Annotated in this window: 14 protein-coding genes; 10 read left to right on the top strand and 4 right to left on the bottom strand. The window is 44.9% G+C overall.

Annotated elements, in window-relative coordinates; genetic code table 11:
* Window positions 1–114: 114 nt before the first annotated feature.
* The 4 genes from glmU to FFM75_RS00115 all read left to right on the top strand — a co-directional run bounded on the left by glmU (window position 115) and on the right by FFM75_RS00115 (window position 5,054).
* A complete protein-coding gene (gene glmU / locus FFM75_RS00130) occupies window positions 115–1,497 on the top strand; it encodes a bifunctional UDP-N-acetylglucosamine diphosphorylase/glucosamine-1-phosphate N-acetyltransferase GlmU (RefSeq protein WP_137627159.1) in 1,383 nt (460 codons plus the stop codon).
* 340 nt (window positions 1,498–1,837) lie between these two features.
* Window positions 1,838–2,818: a ribose-phosphate diphosphokinase gene (locus tag FFM75_RS00125; RefSeq protein ID WP_137627158.1), complete on the top strand. Its 981-nt coding sequence runs from the start codon at window positions 1,838–1,840 to the stop codon at window positions 2,816–2,818.
* Window positions 2,819–2,942: 124 nt separating this feature from the next.
* Window positions 2,943–3,965 (top strand): YdcF family protein, encoded by a 1,023-nt coding sequence (locus tag FFM75_RS00120; RefSeq protein WP_137627157.1) that lies wholly within the window; start codon window positions 2,943–2,945, stop codon window positions 3,963–3,965.
* Window positions 3,966–4,046: 81 nt separating this feature from the next.
* On the top strand, window positions 4,047–5,054 hold the full coding sequence (locus tag FFM75_RS00115; protein ID WP_137627156.1) for a hypothetical protein: 1,008 nt from the start codon (window positions 4,047–4,049) through the stop codon (window positions 5,052–5,054).
* A gap of 65 nt (window positions 5,055–5,119) precedes the next feature.
* Here FFM75_RS00115 and yidA read toward each other — a convergent pair whose 3' ends face one another.
* From yidA to FFM75_RS00100, 3 genes are read right to left on the bottom strand one after another with little or no spacing between them, the layout of a single operon-like run.
* Window positions 5,120–5,929 carry a sugar-phosphatase gene (yidA, locus tag FFM75_RS00110; protein ID WP_137627155.1) on the bottom strand — a complete coding sequence of 270 codons (810 nt, stop codon included), beginning with the start codon at window positions 5,927–5,929 and terminating at the stop codon, window positions 5,120–5,122.
* A gap of 15 nt (window positions 5,930–5,944) precedes the next feature.
* Window positions 5,945–7,291 (bottom strand): HD domain-containing protein, encoded by a 1,347-nt coding sequence (locus tag FFM75_RS00105; protein ID WP_137627154.1) that lies wholly within the window; start codon window positions 7,289–7,291, stop codon window positions 5,945–5,947.
* A gap of 23 nt (window positions 7,292–7,314) precedes the next feature.
* The gene (locus FFM75_RS00100) at window positions 7,315–8,124 is read right to left on the bottom strand and encodes a lipoate--protein ligase family protein (RefSeq protein WP_137627153.1); all 810 of its coding nucleotides are present in this window, start codon (window positions 8,122–8,124) and stop codon (window positions 7,315–7,317) included.
* 197 nt (window positions 8,125–8,321) lie between these two features.
* Here FFM75_RS00100 and FFM75_RS00095 point away from each other — a divergent pair, with 197 nt between their 5' ends.
* The 6 genes from FFM75_RS00095 (at window position 8,322) to FFM75_RS00070 (ending at window position 14,523) form a co-directional block, all read left to right on the top strand.
* Window positions 8,322–8,762 (top strand): YwiB family protein, encoded by a 441-nt coding sequence (locus FFM75_RS00095; RefSeq protein WP_137627152.1) that lies wholly within the window; start codon window positions 8,322–8,324, stop codon window positions 8,760–8,762.
* 44 nt (window positions 8,763–8,806) lie between these two features.
* Window positions 8,807–9,424: a DNA-directed RNA polymerase subunit delta gene (gene rpoE, locus FFM75_RS00090; RefSeq protein ID WP_137627151.1), complete on the top strand. Its 618-nt coding sequence runs from the start codon at window positions 8,807–8,809 to the stop codon at window positions 9,422–9,424.
* 174 nt (window positions 9,425–9,598) lie between these two features.
* Complete coding sequence (locus FFM75_RS00085; protein ID WP_137627150.1) at window positions 9,599–11,209, top strand: CTP synthase; 1,611 nt, start codon at window positions 9,599–9,601, stop codon at window positions 11,207–11,209.
* A gap of 262 nt (window positions 11,210–11,471) precedes the next feature.
* The gene (locus FFM75_RS00080) at window positions 11,472–12,746 is read left to right on the top strand and encodes a UDP-N-acetylglucosamine 1-carboxyvinyltransferase (protein ID WP_137627149.1); all 1,275 of its coding nucleotides are present in this window, start codon (window positions 11,472–11,474) and stop codon (window positions 12,744–12,746) included.
* Between the two features lie 94 nt (window positions 12,747–12,840).
* Entirely contained in the window at window positions 12,841–14,133 is a 1,293-nt protein-coding gene (rho, locus tag FFM75_RS00075; RefSeq protein WP_137627148.1) for a transcription termination factor Rho, read from the top strand.
* A gap of 144 nt (window positions 14,134–14,277) precedes the next feature.
* Window positions 14,278–14,523: a type B 50S ribosomal protein L31 gene (locus tag FFM75_RS00070; protein ID WP_137627147.1), complete on the top strand. Its 246-nt coding sequence runs from the start codon at window positions 14,278–14,280 to the stop codon at window positions 14,521–14,523.
* Window positions 14,524–14,651: 128 nt separating this feature from the next.
* Here FFM75_RS00070 and FFM75_RS00065 read toward each other — a convergent pair whose 3' ends face one another.
* Entirely contained in the window at window positions 14,652–16,118 is a 1,467-nt protein-coding gene (locus FFM75_RS00065) for a glycoside hydrolase family 1 protein (RefSeq protein WP_137627146.1), read from the bottom strand.
* Window positions 16,119–16,133: the final 15 nt, after the last annotated feature.

Raw genomic sequence — 16,133 nt, 5'->3', positions numbered from 1 at the left:
TGTTGTATCGTTGTCTTTGGGCACATGTCAGGGCGATGTTATCGAAGAATTGCGACAACTGTACCAATCTTTGGTATCATTAACTTATCTGAAGACTAAGGAGCTAGTTTTGTTATGACCACTAAAAATGCAATTATCCTCGCTGCTGGTAAAGGGACGCGGATGAAATCCAAGTTAGTCAAAGTGTTACACAAGGTGTGTGGCAAGTCGATGGTTGATCACGTGTTGACCCAAGTTGAAGCTGTTTCAATGGACAACGTGGTGACAATCGTGGGTCACGGTGCTAAAGATGTTGAAGTCGCTTTAGGTGATCGGACCGCTTATGCGGCACAAACCGAACAACTAGGGACCGGCCATGCAGTCTTGCAAGCCGAACCATTATTGAAAGATAAAGATGGGATGACCTTGATTATTAGTGGGGATACCCCGCTATTTCGGGCCGAAACCTTAGAAGAATTATTTGAATATCATCAAGCTAAAAAAGCTGCCGGGACGATTTTAACGTCCGATGCCCCCGACCCACAAGGTTATGGACGCATCGTGCGCAATCACTTAGGCATCGTTGAAAAGATCGTTGAACAAAAAGACGCTACTAAAGAAGAACAAGAAATCCATGAAATCAACACCGGGGTTTACTGTTTTGATAACCAAGCGTTGTTCAAGGCGCTGCATCAAGTGACTAACAACAATGCGCAAGGTGAATATTACTTGACCGACGTGATTCAAATCATGAAAGATCAAGGCGATATTGTTGCGGCTTATCGGATGTCAGACTTTGATGAATCGATGGGGGTTAATACCCGTGCGGCTTTGGCACAAGCAACCAAAGTCATGCAACGCCGGATCAATGAACAACATATGGCTGATGGGGTCTCAATCATCAACCCAGCGGATACGTATATCGACGCCGGTGTTAAAATCGGTGCGGATACGATTATTGAACCGGGTGTTTTGATCAAGGGTAAGACAACGATTGGTGAAGATTGTTTCATCGGTGCACATTCAGAAATCCATGACATGACGATTGAAGACCGCGTCACGGTTACAGCTTCCTTCTTAGAAGATTCAATCATGCATGCGGACAGCAATATTGGCCCATACAGCCACTTACGGCCACAAGCTGAAATTGGTGAACACGTGCATTTAGGGAACTTCGTGGAAGTAAAGAAAGCTCAAATCGGCAATCGAACTAAGGTTGGTCATTTAACTTACGTGGGTGATGCCACTTTAGGTGAAGACATCAACGTCGGTTGTGGGGTCGTCTTCGTCAACTATGATGGGGTCAACAAGCATCATACAAATGTTGGCGACTCAGCCTTTATTGGGAGTAACTCTAACATCATTGCCCCAGTTGAAGTTGCGGATCATTCCTTTATCGCCGCTGGCTCAACGATTACTGATGACGTGGATTTCCATGACATGGCAATTGCGCGGGCACGGCAAACCAATAAGCCCGATTTTTGGAAACGACTCCCACACGAACCAGAAAATATGTAATTTAATTGTAAAAAGCTTTTCAAACGGGCTGTTTGAAAAGCTTTTTTGCTTGCCTTAATTGTTCGGATTTTCGGCAGTTGACGACCGAATGGGCATTTCTGTTGCGACCAACGGTAGTGGTACCGCTACCATCAACGAACGTTTAAGACTGCTTTAATGGTCATTAAGGCGGTTTACCGAACTCACGAAACTTTAATATTAAAAACTGAACCACGCTGAAAACCCGAAATATCCGCCTCCAGCCCAGTCTGACGCAATTTCCAACCGCCAAAGGGGCTTGATTTTCAAGACCAAAATGCATATTATTTAAGAAGTAATAAATTTTCGAATGGAGGAAATTATGTCAGAACAGTATTTTGATCCAAAGTTAAAGATTTTTGCTTTGAATTCAAATAAACCATTGGCAGAAAAGATCGCTGAAGCCGTTGGGGTTAAACTAGGTAAGACCTCGGTTGATCGTTTTAGTGATGGCGAAATTCGCATTAACATTGAGGAAAGTATTCGTGGTGACCAAGTGTACATCATTCAATCGACTTCCGCACCGGTTAATGACAACTTAATGGAATTGTTGATTATGATTGATGCGTTACGGCGTGCGAGTGCCAAGACGATCAACGTGGTCATTCCTTATTACGGGTACGCTCGTCAAGACCGGAAGGCGCGTTCACGGGAACCAATCACCGCTAAGTTGGTCGCTAACATGCTGGAAACGGCTGGGGCCACGCGGATTTTAGCGTTGGACTTACATGCGGCCCAAATCCAAGGTTTCTTTGATATTCCTTTGGATCATTTGATGGGTGCGCCACTGTTGGCTGACTACTTCCTAACCAATCACTTGGATGAAAATGCCGTTGTGGTTTCACCAGATCATGGTGGGGTGACACGGGCACGTAAATTGGCCGAATTATTGAAGGTGCCAATTGCGATTATCGACAAACGTCGGCCACGGGCTAACGTTGCTGAAGTGATGAACATTATCGGGGACGTGAAGGGCAAACGGGCCATCATGATCGATGATATGATCGATACGGCTGGGACGATTACTTTAGGTGCCCAAGCCTTGATGGATGCTGGTGCGACGGATGTTTATGCTAGTTGTACCCATCCAGTGCTTTCTGGTCCTGCCATCGAACGAATTGAAAAGTCACCAATTAAGAAGTTAATTGTGACGGATTCGATCGAATTACCCGCTGAAAAGCAAATCGACAAAATTGTGCAAGTTTCCGTTGGTCAATTGATGGGTCAAGCCATTAAATTTATCCACGAAAACAAACCAGTTAGTCCTTTATTTAAGAATCGTTTCCATAACGAAGAAAACTAAGCAGGTTTGCTTGGCGACCATCGCATACGGTGGTCGCTTTTTTAGTACCATTAAACTTGGCATTGGTATCGCCTGGAAAACTTAGCTATAATAGCGTTGAAAGCAGATTGAGAAGGTGAGTAACGTGAATTGGTTTTACTGGGGGAGTTTAGCATTAGTGAGTGCGGTGACCTTACAGTTGACGGACCGACGCCGCTGGTTAACAGGCCACTTATTGTTGATTGCACTAGCTGGCTTAGCTCTAGCCGGGTATCGTTCCGTTAGCGCCCAAGCCAGTCCCTTTTGGCAATTAGTGATCGTTGGCCTCAAGGTGGCGGCTTATATTATTTTGCCAATCGTGATCTTAGTGGTTGCGGTTAGTTTTGTCCGGTATAGTTATCGGTTATTACGTAAAGAAGGCTGGCATTTTCATTATACGTTGTTAGCGATTGTTGGCATTTTGTTGGTGTTGATGTTAGGGTTGTCGGTGATCAACGGCCTAACCTGGCATTGGCAATGGTTGTGGAAGCTATTAGGATTAGCGTTAGTCTTAACGGCTTATTTTACGTTTAGTTTTTTAGCGTATTTGGTAGCCTGTGGTACGACGCGATTAGGCCGCTTAGGGCCAGTAGATGCGATTATCGTATTAGGGGCGGGGCTAATGCCAGATGGTCGGCCCACACGTACCCTAAGTTATCGACTAAAAGCAGCCGCTAAGTTGTATCGGCAACAACGGGCCCATGACCACCATGCGGTGACGATTGTGGTTTCTGGTGGTCAAGGTGCAGATGAAGTCTTGCCAGAAAGTACAGCGATGCGCCATTATTTAGTGGCGTTAGGGATTCCGTTGGATGTGATTAAAGAAGAAAATCAGTCGACTTCGACAGCCGAAAATCTGCGGTTCTCACATACGTTGCTTGTCAAAAAACAGCCTTTTTACCGGGCCGCGATGGTGACTAGTGACTATCATGTGTTGCGAGCCAATATTTTAGCGCGGCAAATGCGTCTGAATGTTTATGGCTATGGTGCTCGAACGCCATGGTATTATTTGCCGTTTGCCATTTTTCGGGAGTACTTGGCATTGATTATGATGTATCGGTGGACTAACCTCAGTGCCGTCGGGATTTTAACGCTAAGTTATCTTTTTTGGTTAATTAAAATTATCTAAGGAATTGGCGTTTGGCGGGAAAAAAGGCTGGTTGAAAGTTGTTCATGGTATAATGAACGAAGTTAAAGGGAGGGATTCGCCGTGGATCATGCGCATCGACCACATTTTGGGTTAATAGTGATGCTCTTAATGGGCCTATTGACCCTATCAGGCTGTGCGAACGTTACTAGCGGTAGCAGTAGCACCGCGTCATCGGTAACGACCAGTGGCTCAGCCAAGATTTTAACCAAGGCAGATCAACAAATTTCACATCTTCAAATTAAAGCGGCTATCGCGACTTTGAAGACCGGGGACACGAGTAATAGTAGTGTTAAAAACTTATTGACCGGTTTAAAGCATTATCAAAAAGCCGCGACAGCGTTAAATAAAAACCAGCTAAGTACGGCTAAGACGTATTTTAATACGTTGTCTAATTACCAAGCGACAACGGATGCCACATTTATGGCTGCCAAGACCGCTTTAATTAAACAGTATCAGCAAGTTAAGTTAGCGAATAGTTATTATAATAGTGCGCGTGATGAAATGAGTGTGCACGAATTAACTGCCGCTAAAACCAATATCGATAAGTTAGATAAGTTATCGGCTAGTCATCCAGTCGTTAAGCAGCTGCAACAAAAAACGTTGGCGATGAAGCAGGCCATCATGAATTATGAAGCGTCACAATCGACGAGTTCTGGTAGTGACAGCTCAACGGTCACCGCGACGAGTAGCAGTTCAACAAGTGATAACAGCACTGCCACAACGGATGCTAGCAGCACCCAAGATAGTAGTGACAGTAGCAGTAGTACTGATAGCAGCACGAGTAGCAGTACCGCCACTAGCTCAGCCGATAGTGAAACTAGCAGTGACAGCAGTAGCAGTACGTTAACGACCAAGCAGATTTTAAGTAAGTTTAAAGCCGCATCTGGGGTTAGTTTTGATCAAGATGATCAGTTCAATGTGGCCAAACAAACGAGCAAGTATTACCAAATTGAAGTCATGCATGATAGTAGTGATGAAAATGTCACGAACTTGACGGATATTTACCGGTATTACCCAGCCAGTGGTCGCGTCACCAAGCAAAATACCACGACCGGTGAGTTTGGATAGTCGTGAGTACCAAAAAGGCCGTCAGCGCAATTTGTGCGTTGGCGGCCTTTTTTTCGTGCAGTGACTTAGGCTAAGGCCCAAGTTCGGATGGCATGGGCAACGCCATCTTCGATGTTGGTTTTAGTTTCGTATTTAGCTAATTGTTTGGCTTGTGGAATGGCATTACCCATTGCGACACTATTGGTGGCGTATTTGAGCATGCTGAGATCATTACCTTGATCGCCAATTGCCATGACTTCAGCGGGGGTTAGTTTCAAACGTTCCGCTAAGTCTTTTAAAGCGGCACCTTTGCTAGCTTGTGGATTCATGAATTCCAAGAAGTATGGTGCGGATTGGACGATGTAGTATTTATCCCGAAAGGCCTTTGGAATTTGGGTGATTGCGGTGGCCAATAATTCCGGTTGGTCGATAAACATGCATTTGACGACTGGCATGTCGACCCGCATATCACCAGGGGCCCGATAACGGATCGGCATATTGACGAGGGCGCTTTCGCCGACCGTATAAGGACTGATATTCCGGTTGGCAGTGTAGATATGATCTTCACTCTCGACATGACAATGGATATTTAATTTACGGCTCAACGCTTCGATATCGATATAATCGGCATGGGTTAGCGTGTGACTCGTGATGATGCGGCCGCTAGTCGTTTGGGCCATTGACCCGTTGAACGTAATCGCATATTCATCATCGCCACTGATGTGTAGTTGTTTCAAAAATGGGCTCACGCCACTGAGCGGGCGACCGGTACAGATGACCACTTTGATGCCTTGGTCACGGGCGGCCTGAACGGCATCGATGGTTGCTGGGTTGAGTTCACTGTGTTCATTGAGCAAGGTGCCATCCATATCAATGGCAATAAGTTTAACTGACATGTAAAAAAATTCCTCCTAAACAATTAACCGATCATTTTGAATATGTTGTTGGAATGCTTGATATATCGGATCAAACAAATCAACTTGATCCGTCCCACTGAGCATCTCTTTAGGGAAGAAGAAGCGGCGGTCACCAGAAACTTTCCCGGTAATCGCCCGGACTAAGTCACTGACGGTCGAAAGCTCAACTAAGCTACCGTCTTCTTGCATCAATTCGATTTGCGTGCGGGGCTTTTTCATCTTAGGATCATAGGCATCATAAGGCAAGTCATAACTATCGTTGATATCAGTGTAGTAGTGACTGTTGAAGCCTGCCTTTTCAATCAACGCTTGCATTTGTGGGACTAATTGACTAGTTTCAGTATCGATCCGGGCGGATTTAAGCGGCCGGCGATCTAAAAAGCGCATGGCGAGATCTGCTAAGATGGCATCTTTACTATCACGCCAATGATTGAAGTAAGTATTTAAGACACCGTCATCTAAGCGCAAATAATCATGTAACGTAAAGTTGTTATTAAAGAATGGCAACAACATATGCGGTGTGGCTTCAGCGTCAGTGTCATGGCTTTGATATAGATCATTGGCCCGCTCTAATAAATGATCCAAAATCACTTCCATTGAACGTGATACTGGATGGAAATAAACTTGCATATACATTTGGAAGCGACTAACGATATAGTCTTCAACAGCATGCATGCCTTCCATCGCAAACGTGATGCCACCTTGATACGGCTTCATCACGCGTAAAATCCGCGTTAAGTCGAAGTTCCCATAATTGGTGCCGGTGAAGTAGGAATCACGTAGTAAGTAGTCCATGCGATCGGCATCGATCTGGCTGGAGATCATTTGGACGACTTGTGGATTCGGATACGTTTTTTGAATGACAGCTGCCACTTGGGCCGGAAAGTCAGGTGAGACTTGTCGTAACACGTGATTAACTTCTGTAGCGGGTGAGGTCAAGATTTGCACCGTTAACGCTTCATGGTCAGTGTGGAAAATATGTTCAAAGGTGTGGGAATAAGGGCCATGACCAATATCGTGAAGTAAAGCGGCACATAAAGCCACTAACCGTTCATGATCATCCCAGCCACCGTCACCGGGTGTCTTAGTGGGATAGTTGCGTTCAAAGTTATCACAAATCCGACGGGTAATTTCATAGACGCCTAAACAGTGACCAAAGCGGGAGTGTTCCGCCCCGTGGAAAGTTAAAGAAGTCGTCCCGAGTTGTTTGATGCGCCGTAAGCGTTGAAATTCGGACGTGTTGATCAGGTCTAAAATGACTTGATGCTGAATATAAATATAATCGTGGACGGGGTCGCGAAAGACCTTTTCCATTGGTAAGCGTTGATTACGATAGGCCAAAAATATTCCTCCGTTCGTTACTATTATTGGTGTAACCGTTGTTGGCGGCGTTGCATGTCGTGATACGCATGCGTTAAGTGGGCCTGAAATTCAGGTTCTTCGATTAATTGCGGTAATTGGTTAGGGTCAACGGCCCCATGTTGCGCCAGTATTTGATTGAAACGGGCGATGGCTTGGTCAACCGTCAAGGGTTGGTTGAGTTGGTCAGCAACGGTCGTCATGACAGCGGGGTCAACTTGTGGAAAACGGTCATCAAGTTGGCCAGCTAAGCTCGTCGTATAGAAGGCTTGAATCAATTGACTGCGTTGGTCTTGGTCACCGTTGATACTAATATAGAGCATGATGACCAAGGCGTTGGCCGTTCGTCGTTGCGACATGCCGGCGATTTTTTGACCGTTGATGCTTAAGTCATAGTCACCGGGACAATAAGACTGTTTGATCTCACCAGCAACGATTGGTAACGTTGGCCAAACGGCTTGCACGTAACGAGTCATTAGTTGATAAGCCGCTTCGATTGAATAAGTGTCACGTTGTGCTGGTAAGAATAGCGAGACATTTAAGACCCCCGTATCAGCAACGACCGCTAGACCGCCAGAATTGCGGAGGAGCACTTGATAGCCCGTTTTTTTGAGCTGAGTTAAGCCCGCGGATAATGCGGGGAGTTGTTGATCGAGCAGGCCTAAAATCACCGTGGTCGGTAGTTGCCAATAATGGACGATCGGCTGTTGGCGTTGGGCTGTTAACGCGAGTAATGCATTCATATAAGCAAAGCTATCGAGCAGTTCTTCTGGTTGATAACGTTGCGTTAACGTGGCAATGGTTGGTTGTGCCATGTTAGTTTCACCTCATTACGTAGTTTCGCATTTAATTATACTCGAATCCTAGCCAGTGCACAGGAGAATTGCCAGCAGTAGGTGGATTTTTAGTCTTTTTGATAGAGATGGCTTATAATTGTTAGGAAGATTATGGTGGTGTCATGTGGTGATCCGACTAGTCCCGGATCAGGCGACACCGATTTGGAGGTAAAAACATGGATGATTTAACAACGGGGGTTCCCGTCGCAATTCATTTGGAGACGCAAGCAGTTCAAGACGGCGAGGCGGCCAACTATGCTTTAGATGTCGATGGTCAGCTAGTCCAAATGGGCGATGCCTTTTATTTACGTTATCAAGAAGTGAGCGATGATCACCCAGAACCGATTCCAGTGACGATTAAACTGGCTGCTAATGGTGATGTGGTGTTAACCCGGAGTGCGGAAAATCGCTTGCGCTTGCATTTCGCCAATGGCAAACGTGTCCAAGCCCGTTATCGCACCCCAATGGGCATCTTACCAGTTGAAACGGTCACGCCCTTACTGCAAGTGCGGTTACGGGAACGACCGTTTTCAGGTGAAGTCAATATTAATTACCAACTTTATGCGGGCGAACAACGCATTGGGGACTATAAGTTGCGATTGCAATTCACCGCTTGATTTGGTATGATGAACTGTAAACTGTGGAAAGGACGTGCACCAGTTTGGAACTAAAACAATTTGATGGACAGAAAAAGTCCGAATTATCTTTAATCGAGGTTGCGCATGCGATTTTGGCACAACATGGTGACGTGATGGCGTTCGCCGATTTGACCAACGCGGTACAATCTTATTTAGGTAAAAGCGATGAAGAGATTCGGGAACGGTTATCACAATTTTATACGGATCTTAACATCGATGGTAGTTTCATTTCGCTCGGTGACAATATGTGGGGCCTGCGTGCATGGTACCCATTTGAATCCATCGATGAAGCGGTTATCCATACCGACGATGATGAAGACGAAGATCGACCAAAGCGTAAAAAGCGCAAGAAAGTTAACGCCTTTTTAGCTGACGCTGGCGACGACGATGATGTCATTGATTATGATGACGATGATCCCGAAGACGACGACAACTATGAAGATGACGATGACGCTGACAACGACGATGATGATTCTGAAAGCTCTAACAAGTACGATGAACTTGCTGGGGTCGATGATACTGATGACGACGCTGCCGAAGAAACGTTACCTGATGGCATCGAAGGTCAATTATCTGAATTAAACGATGACGATGATGATGACGACTACGATGATGAAGACGAAGACGACAACAATAAATAAAGCGAGTTTGTGATTTAACTTGACGAATGTTAAATCTACTTGTATTATCTTTATTGGGCTCCTTGGTCGTTATGACCAAGGACATTCAAACGAAATCAAGCTCCCTATTCATTGAATAGGGAGTTTTCTTTATTTAGCAAATCCCCACGAAATAAATCTTTAAGGAGTTATCACATGACCAAATATATTTTTGTAACTGGTGGCGTTGTGTCGTCAATTGGTAAAGGTATCGTCGCAGCCTCATTAGGGAGATTACTGAAAAATCGGGGCTTAAAAGTCACCATTCAGAAGTTTGATCCATATATCAACGTTGATCCTGGTACGATGAGTCCTTACCAACATGGTGAAGTCTTTGTAACCGATGACGGGACTGAAACCGACTTGGACCTTGGACATTACGAACGGTTCATCGACATTAACTTGAACAAGTACTCTAACGTAACGACTGGGAAGATTTATTCAGAAGTCCTACAAAAGGAACGTCGTGGTGATTATTTAGGCGCGACTGTGCAAGTGATTCCACATATTACTAACGCGATCAAAGAAAAAATCATGCGCGCTGGGACCACTACAGATTCAGATATCGTGATTACTGAAATCGGTGGGACTGTTGGTGATATTGAATCCTTACCATTTATCGAAGCATTGCGCCAAATGAAGAGTGATTTAGGCTCTGACAACGTCTTTTACATTCACACGACCTTGATTCCGTATTTACGGGCCGCTGGTGAAATGAAGACGAAACCAACGCAACATTCAGTTAAGGAACTCCGGAGCTATGGGATTCAACCAAATATGTTAGTTGTTCGGACGGAACAACCAATTACCCGGGAAATGCGCAATAAGATTGCTTCTTTCTGTGACGTTGAACCAGAAGCCGTTATTGAATCCTTAGATGTTAAGACGATTTACTCAATTCCATTGAATGTGCAAAAACAAAATATGGATCAAATCGTTTTGGATCACTTTGGTGTTGAAGCACCTAAGGCGGATATGAGCGACTGGGTTAAGTTAGAACATCACGTGCAAAACTTATCACGGACTATCAAGATTGCCTTGGTTGGGAAATATGTGGCCTTACAAGATGCTTATATTTCGGTGACCGAAGCGTTGAAGCATGCTGGTTATACCGACGATGCTGAAATCGACTTGAAGAAGGTTTCCGCTGAAGAAGTTACCCCAGAAAATGTGGAAGACTTGTTAGGTGATGCTGATGGGATCTTAGTACCTGGTGGTTTTGGTGATCGTGGGATTGAAGGTAAAATCACGGCCATCAAGTATGCGCGTGAAAACGATGTGCCATTCTTAGGAATCTGCTTAGGAATGCAAATGGCCAGTGTTGAATTTGCCCGCAACGTCTTGGACTTGAAGGATGCGAACTCAGCTGAAATCGATCCAAATACGCCAGATAACATCATTGATTTAATGGCGGACCAAGAAGATGTTGAAGATATGGGGGGCACGCAACGTTTAGGTGCTTACCCATGCAAGTTGAAGCCGGGTACAGTTGCAGCTAACGCTTATGGCAATGAAGAAGTTGTCATGGAACGGCATCGTCACCGTTATGAATTCAACAACAAGTATCGTGAAGCGATGACGGCCAAGGGCTTGGTATTCTCAGGAACATCGCCTGACAACCGCTTAGTTGAAATCATCGAATTACCAAAGAAACGTTTCTTCGTTGGTTGCCAATACCATCCAGAATTCTTATCACGGCCAAATCGTCCAGAAGGGTTGTTCAAAGCCTTTATTGATGCGGCTAACGAAACTGGTACGGCTAAATAAGTGCGATCGCTTAATTAAAAATAACTACTAAAAGCACGACCGATTTTTCGGTCGTGCTTTTTTATGACGATCACGTTACCAAAAATTAACCAATTGACATAAATCAGTCGTGAAAACGGTTAAATAACCATATTTTCCGATTATTTAACGTTAAAAGATTACAGTTTCCTGATATTGGTTGTTTTTTTGTGAGAGATTCTTTATTATGGTTATTGATTGTAATTGTACAGTGTGACACTTATTTAGCGAGGAAAGTTATGTTATGAAAAAAATGATTATCCATGGCGGAAAACGACTTTCTGGGGAATTGACGATCGGTGGCGCAAAAAATAGTACCGTCGCACTGATTCCTGCTGCGATTCTCGCAGACACTCCGGTCCGATTTGACACGGTTCCGCACATCTTAGACGTTCACAATTTAAAAATTATTTTGGAATCGATGAATGTCCATTCCACTTTTGAAAATGATGTATTAACAATTGATCCAACTCATATTGAAGAATCTGAATTGCCAAGTCACGCAATTAAAAGCTTGCGTGCATCGTATTACTTTATGGGCGCGTTGCTCGGTCGTTTTAACCGTGCAACCGTCACCTTCCCAGGTGGGGACAATATTGGTCCCCGGCCAATTGATCAACATATTAAAGGATTTAAAGCGCTCGGTGCTAATGTCATTGAAAAGAATGACTCAGTCTTCATTTCGACTGGTACTGAAGGCCTCCACGGTGCCCGGATTTTCTTAGACGTCGTTTCTGTTGGGGCGACGATTAACATTATTTTGGCAGCGGTTAAGGCGCATGGCACAACAACCATTGAAAATGCCGCTAAAGAACCTGAAATTATTGATTTAGCAACTTTCTTAAACAACATGGGTGCCAAAATTCGTGGTGCTGGGACTGACGTCATCCGGATTGAAGGCGTTGATTCTTTGCGTTCACAGGCAACCCACACGATTATTCCCGATCGGATTGAAACCGGGACTTATTTGTCGTTAGCAGCCGCGATTGGCGATGGCATCTTATTGAAAAACGTGATTCCAGAACATATGGAATCCTTTACCGCTAAGATGATCGAAATGGGTGTTGACTTACAAATTAATGAAGACAGCATTTATGTTCCCCGGGTCAGTGATTTAAGCCCAGTGCGGGTCAAAACCATGACGTATCCAGGTTTTGCAACTGATTTACAACAGCCGATCACCCCATTATTGCTGCGAGCTAACGGCAATAGTGTGGTCATTGATACGATCTATCCACAACGCACCCAACATATTGCGCAACTCCGTAAAATGGGCGCTGATATTCGGGTTCAAGATAATCTGATTGTTGTTGGTCATTCGTCACATCTCCAAGGGGCCCACGTTGAAGCCGGCGAAATTCGTTCTGGCGCAGCGTTGATGATTGCTGGGTTAATTGCCAGTGGCACAACCGAGATTTCACGGGCTGATAACATCTTACGTGGTTATGATCGCGTGATTGATAAGTTACATTCATTAGGGGCTAATGTAGAAATTGCCGCTGATGAAGTTCAAGTTTAAAGCTAACCAAGCGCTAAAACTGGGGCATTAGACCCTTTATTTAGTGTACCTAAAATTAGGTTAACCAAGCATTAGCTGAGAAAGCGCAAAGAGAATGGAAAAAATTTTAACCATGCACGACCTTGAGCAAAAGACGCTCAAAGAAATTTATAACTATGCGCGTGACTATAAGATTCAATATTATTCACAGATGAATAAAAAGGAACTTTCATTAGCCGTTTTACGCGAACAAGATAAAAAACGTGGTTTTGTTCAAATGGAAGGTGTCTTAGAAATTATTGGTCAAGAAGGCTATGGCTTTTTACGACCGATTAATTATGGCCCTTCCCAAGAAGACATCTATATTTCCCAATCCCAAATTCATCGTTTCGGCTTGCGAAATGGCGACTATGTCGCTGGACAAGCGCGGCCACCGAAGCCGAATGAACGCTACTATGGGTTGATGCGAGTCGGTACGGTTAATGGTAAGGACCCCAATGAAGCCAAACAACGGCCCCATTTTCCAGCCTTAACGCCACTGTACCCACAAACGCAGCTCAAGTTGACGACAACTAAGCAAGTCTTATCAACGCGCTTGATCGATACGTTTGTGCCGATTGGGTTTGGTCAACGTGGCTTGATCGTGGCGCCACCTAAAGCTGGTAAGACGACGCTATTAAAAAATATTGCCAACGGGATTATGACAAATTATCCAGACGTGAGGCTAATCATGTTATTGATTGATGAACGTCCAGAAGAAGTGACGGACTTAGAGCGCTCGATCAAAGGTGAAGTCGTCAGTTCCACATTTGATCAGCAACCGCAAAATCACGTGCGGGTCGCTGAGTTAGTTTTAGAACGGGCACGCCGGTTAGTTGAAGACAAGCAAGATGTTGTCATCTTGCTTGATTCAATTACACGGTTAACGCGGGCTTATAACTTAACGATGCCATCAAGTGGGCGGACGTTATCTGGTGGGTTAGACCCGACCGCGTTTTATAAGCCCAAACGGTTCTTTGGTTCGGCACGTAATATTGAAGAAGGCGGTAGACTAACGATTTTAGGGACCGCATTAGTCGATACAGGTAGTCGGATGGACGATATGATTTATGAAGAATTTAAGGGGACAGGGAACTCTGAACTTCAGTTGTCACGGGAGCTAGCCGAACGGCGGGTCTTCCCAGCCTTAGATTTGAAACAATCAAGTACCCGAAAAGAAGAACTGCTGCTTAGTCGAGACGCGTTAGAGCCAATCTGGCAGATTCGCCGCTCCATGACGGGTAGTGCGTTGGAATATACAGAACAATTACTACAATTCTTAAAACACAGCGCAACGAATACCGATTTCTTGCATGACTTGGCCGGATTGAAGTTCAGTGGTACGTCGACGCGGCGACCACGCCGGTAGGGTATGGTGATGGGTTTTAGTCGGCATTGACACTGGTCGGCTGCTTGACGCCATCCCAGCATTCATGATAAACTATCAAGCGTTGTTAAAAACTATGATAATCTCTGTTTCAGCAAATGATTCAGGGCAAAGGAGCGTATTATTATGCAAAAAGGAATTCATCCAGATTACCATCAAGTCGTTTTCCAAGATTCAACGACTGGTTTCAAGTTCATCTCAGGTTCAACAGCAACTTCTGCTGAAACTGTTGAATGGGAAGATGGTAACACTTACCCATTGATCCGGGTTGAAATTACTTCAGATTCACATCCATTCTACACTGGTAAACAAAAGTTCACCAAGGCCGATGGTGCGGTCGATCGTTTCAACAAGAAATACGGTCTCAAATAATTTTGATACTAATAAAGCCAACCGGCAGTCGTCGGTTGGCTTTTTCTTTTGGCCCAACGCTAAAACTTGTACGTTGGCTAATTTATTGGTTTACATATTAGTTCAGTTCAGCTATATGGTAGTGGTGCTCAATAATCTATCGAAACATCTAAATTAGTGCCATTAGATGCAATCACGCGTTTGTACCAATAATAGCTCTTTTTGGGGATGCGATGGTAATCACCTTGCTGGGTATCGTCACGTGCCACGTAAACCAAGCCATAGCGTTTGCCCATCTGGCCAGTACCGGCAGAGACAATGTCAATCCAGCTCCAAGCGGTGTAGCCAATTAGGTTTACACCGTCAGTTAAAGCAGCTGCCATTGACTCAATGTGTTGCTTAAGATAGTCAATACGGTAGTCGTCATAAATCTTGTTATCTTCGGTGACGGTATCAACGGCGCCGAGTCCGTTCTCAACGACCATCATCGGCAGTTGGTAGCGGCTATTTACAGTATTCAGATACCAGCGTAGACCACTTGGATCCGTTGACCAGCCCCACTCGCTGTATTTTAGATGGGGATTCTTGACACCAAAACTCAGATTGCCAGTAAACTCTCGTTGCGTTGGATCGGTCGTTTCTGCTGACGAGCTGTAATAACTAAAGGCGTAAAAGTCGACCGTACCTGCTTTGAGGGTGACGAGATCTTCAGGTAGCATTGCTAGCGTAACGTGATGCTCGTCCCAATAGCGTTTGGCAAAGCTTGGATAATTCCCCCGTACTTGGACATCACCACAGTAGAAGTTGTTCAGTTCAGTGACGCGCTGTGCTAACAAGACATCTGCTGGGTCAGCAGTCAGTGGGTAAGTGACTTGTCCGGCAATCATGCAGCCGACCAAGTTGTTGGGATCAAGCGCATGGGCAATTTGGACTGCTTTAGCACTGGCAACAAGTTGGTGGTGCAAGGCTTGTAGTGATAATTGAGTCTGAGTGTCATCTTGTTCACCGAGAATGGATGGGCGTCCATCAACCATTGGTAGACCAAGTGAGGTGTGTCCGCCAAGCAAGAAGCCAATGTTGACTTCATTGAATGTCAACCAATATTTAACTAGGCCGGCATATTCCTTGAACAGCGTAGTGGCGTAGTTGACGTAGCAGTCAATGAGATGACGATTGGCCCATCCGCCATAGCGTACGGTTAACTGATAAGGCATCTCGAAGTGGGAGATCGTAACTAACGGCTCGATGTCGTATTGGTGACAAAGCTCAAAGACATGACGGTAATATGCAAGTCCCGCACGGTTAGGTTCGGTCTCATCACCGTTAGGAAAAATCCTTGTCCAAGCTACCGAAAGTCGATAGACCTTAAAGCCCATCCCTGCCATTAACTTGATATCTTCTTCTGTGTGGTGATAGCCAGCACTAGCTTCATGGGAAGGAAAGTAGCCCGCTTGATGAGCGTTAGCAGCAAAACGCCGTCGTTTCTCAAAAGTGCCACCTAATAAATGATCCGCCATACTTTCACCTTTACCGTCCGCTTGCCAAGCACCTTCGTATTGGTTTGCGGCAGTAGCGCCACCCCACAAGAAGCCATCTGGAAAATGTGTTGTTGTCATATTAACCTCCATAAT

Source organism: Lactiplantibacillus daowaiensis (assembly GCF_005405085.1).
Classification (GTDB): domain Bacteria; phylum Bacillota; class Bacilli; order Lactobacillales; family Lactobacillaceae; genus Lactiplantibacillus; species Lactiplantibacillus daowaiensis.
This window is presented reverse-complemented; position numbering and strand designations above follow the sequence as displayed.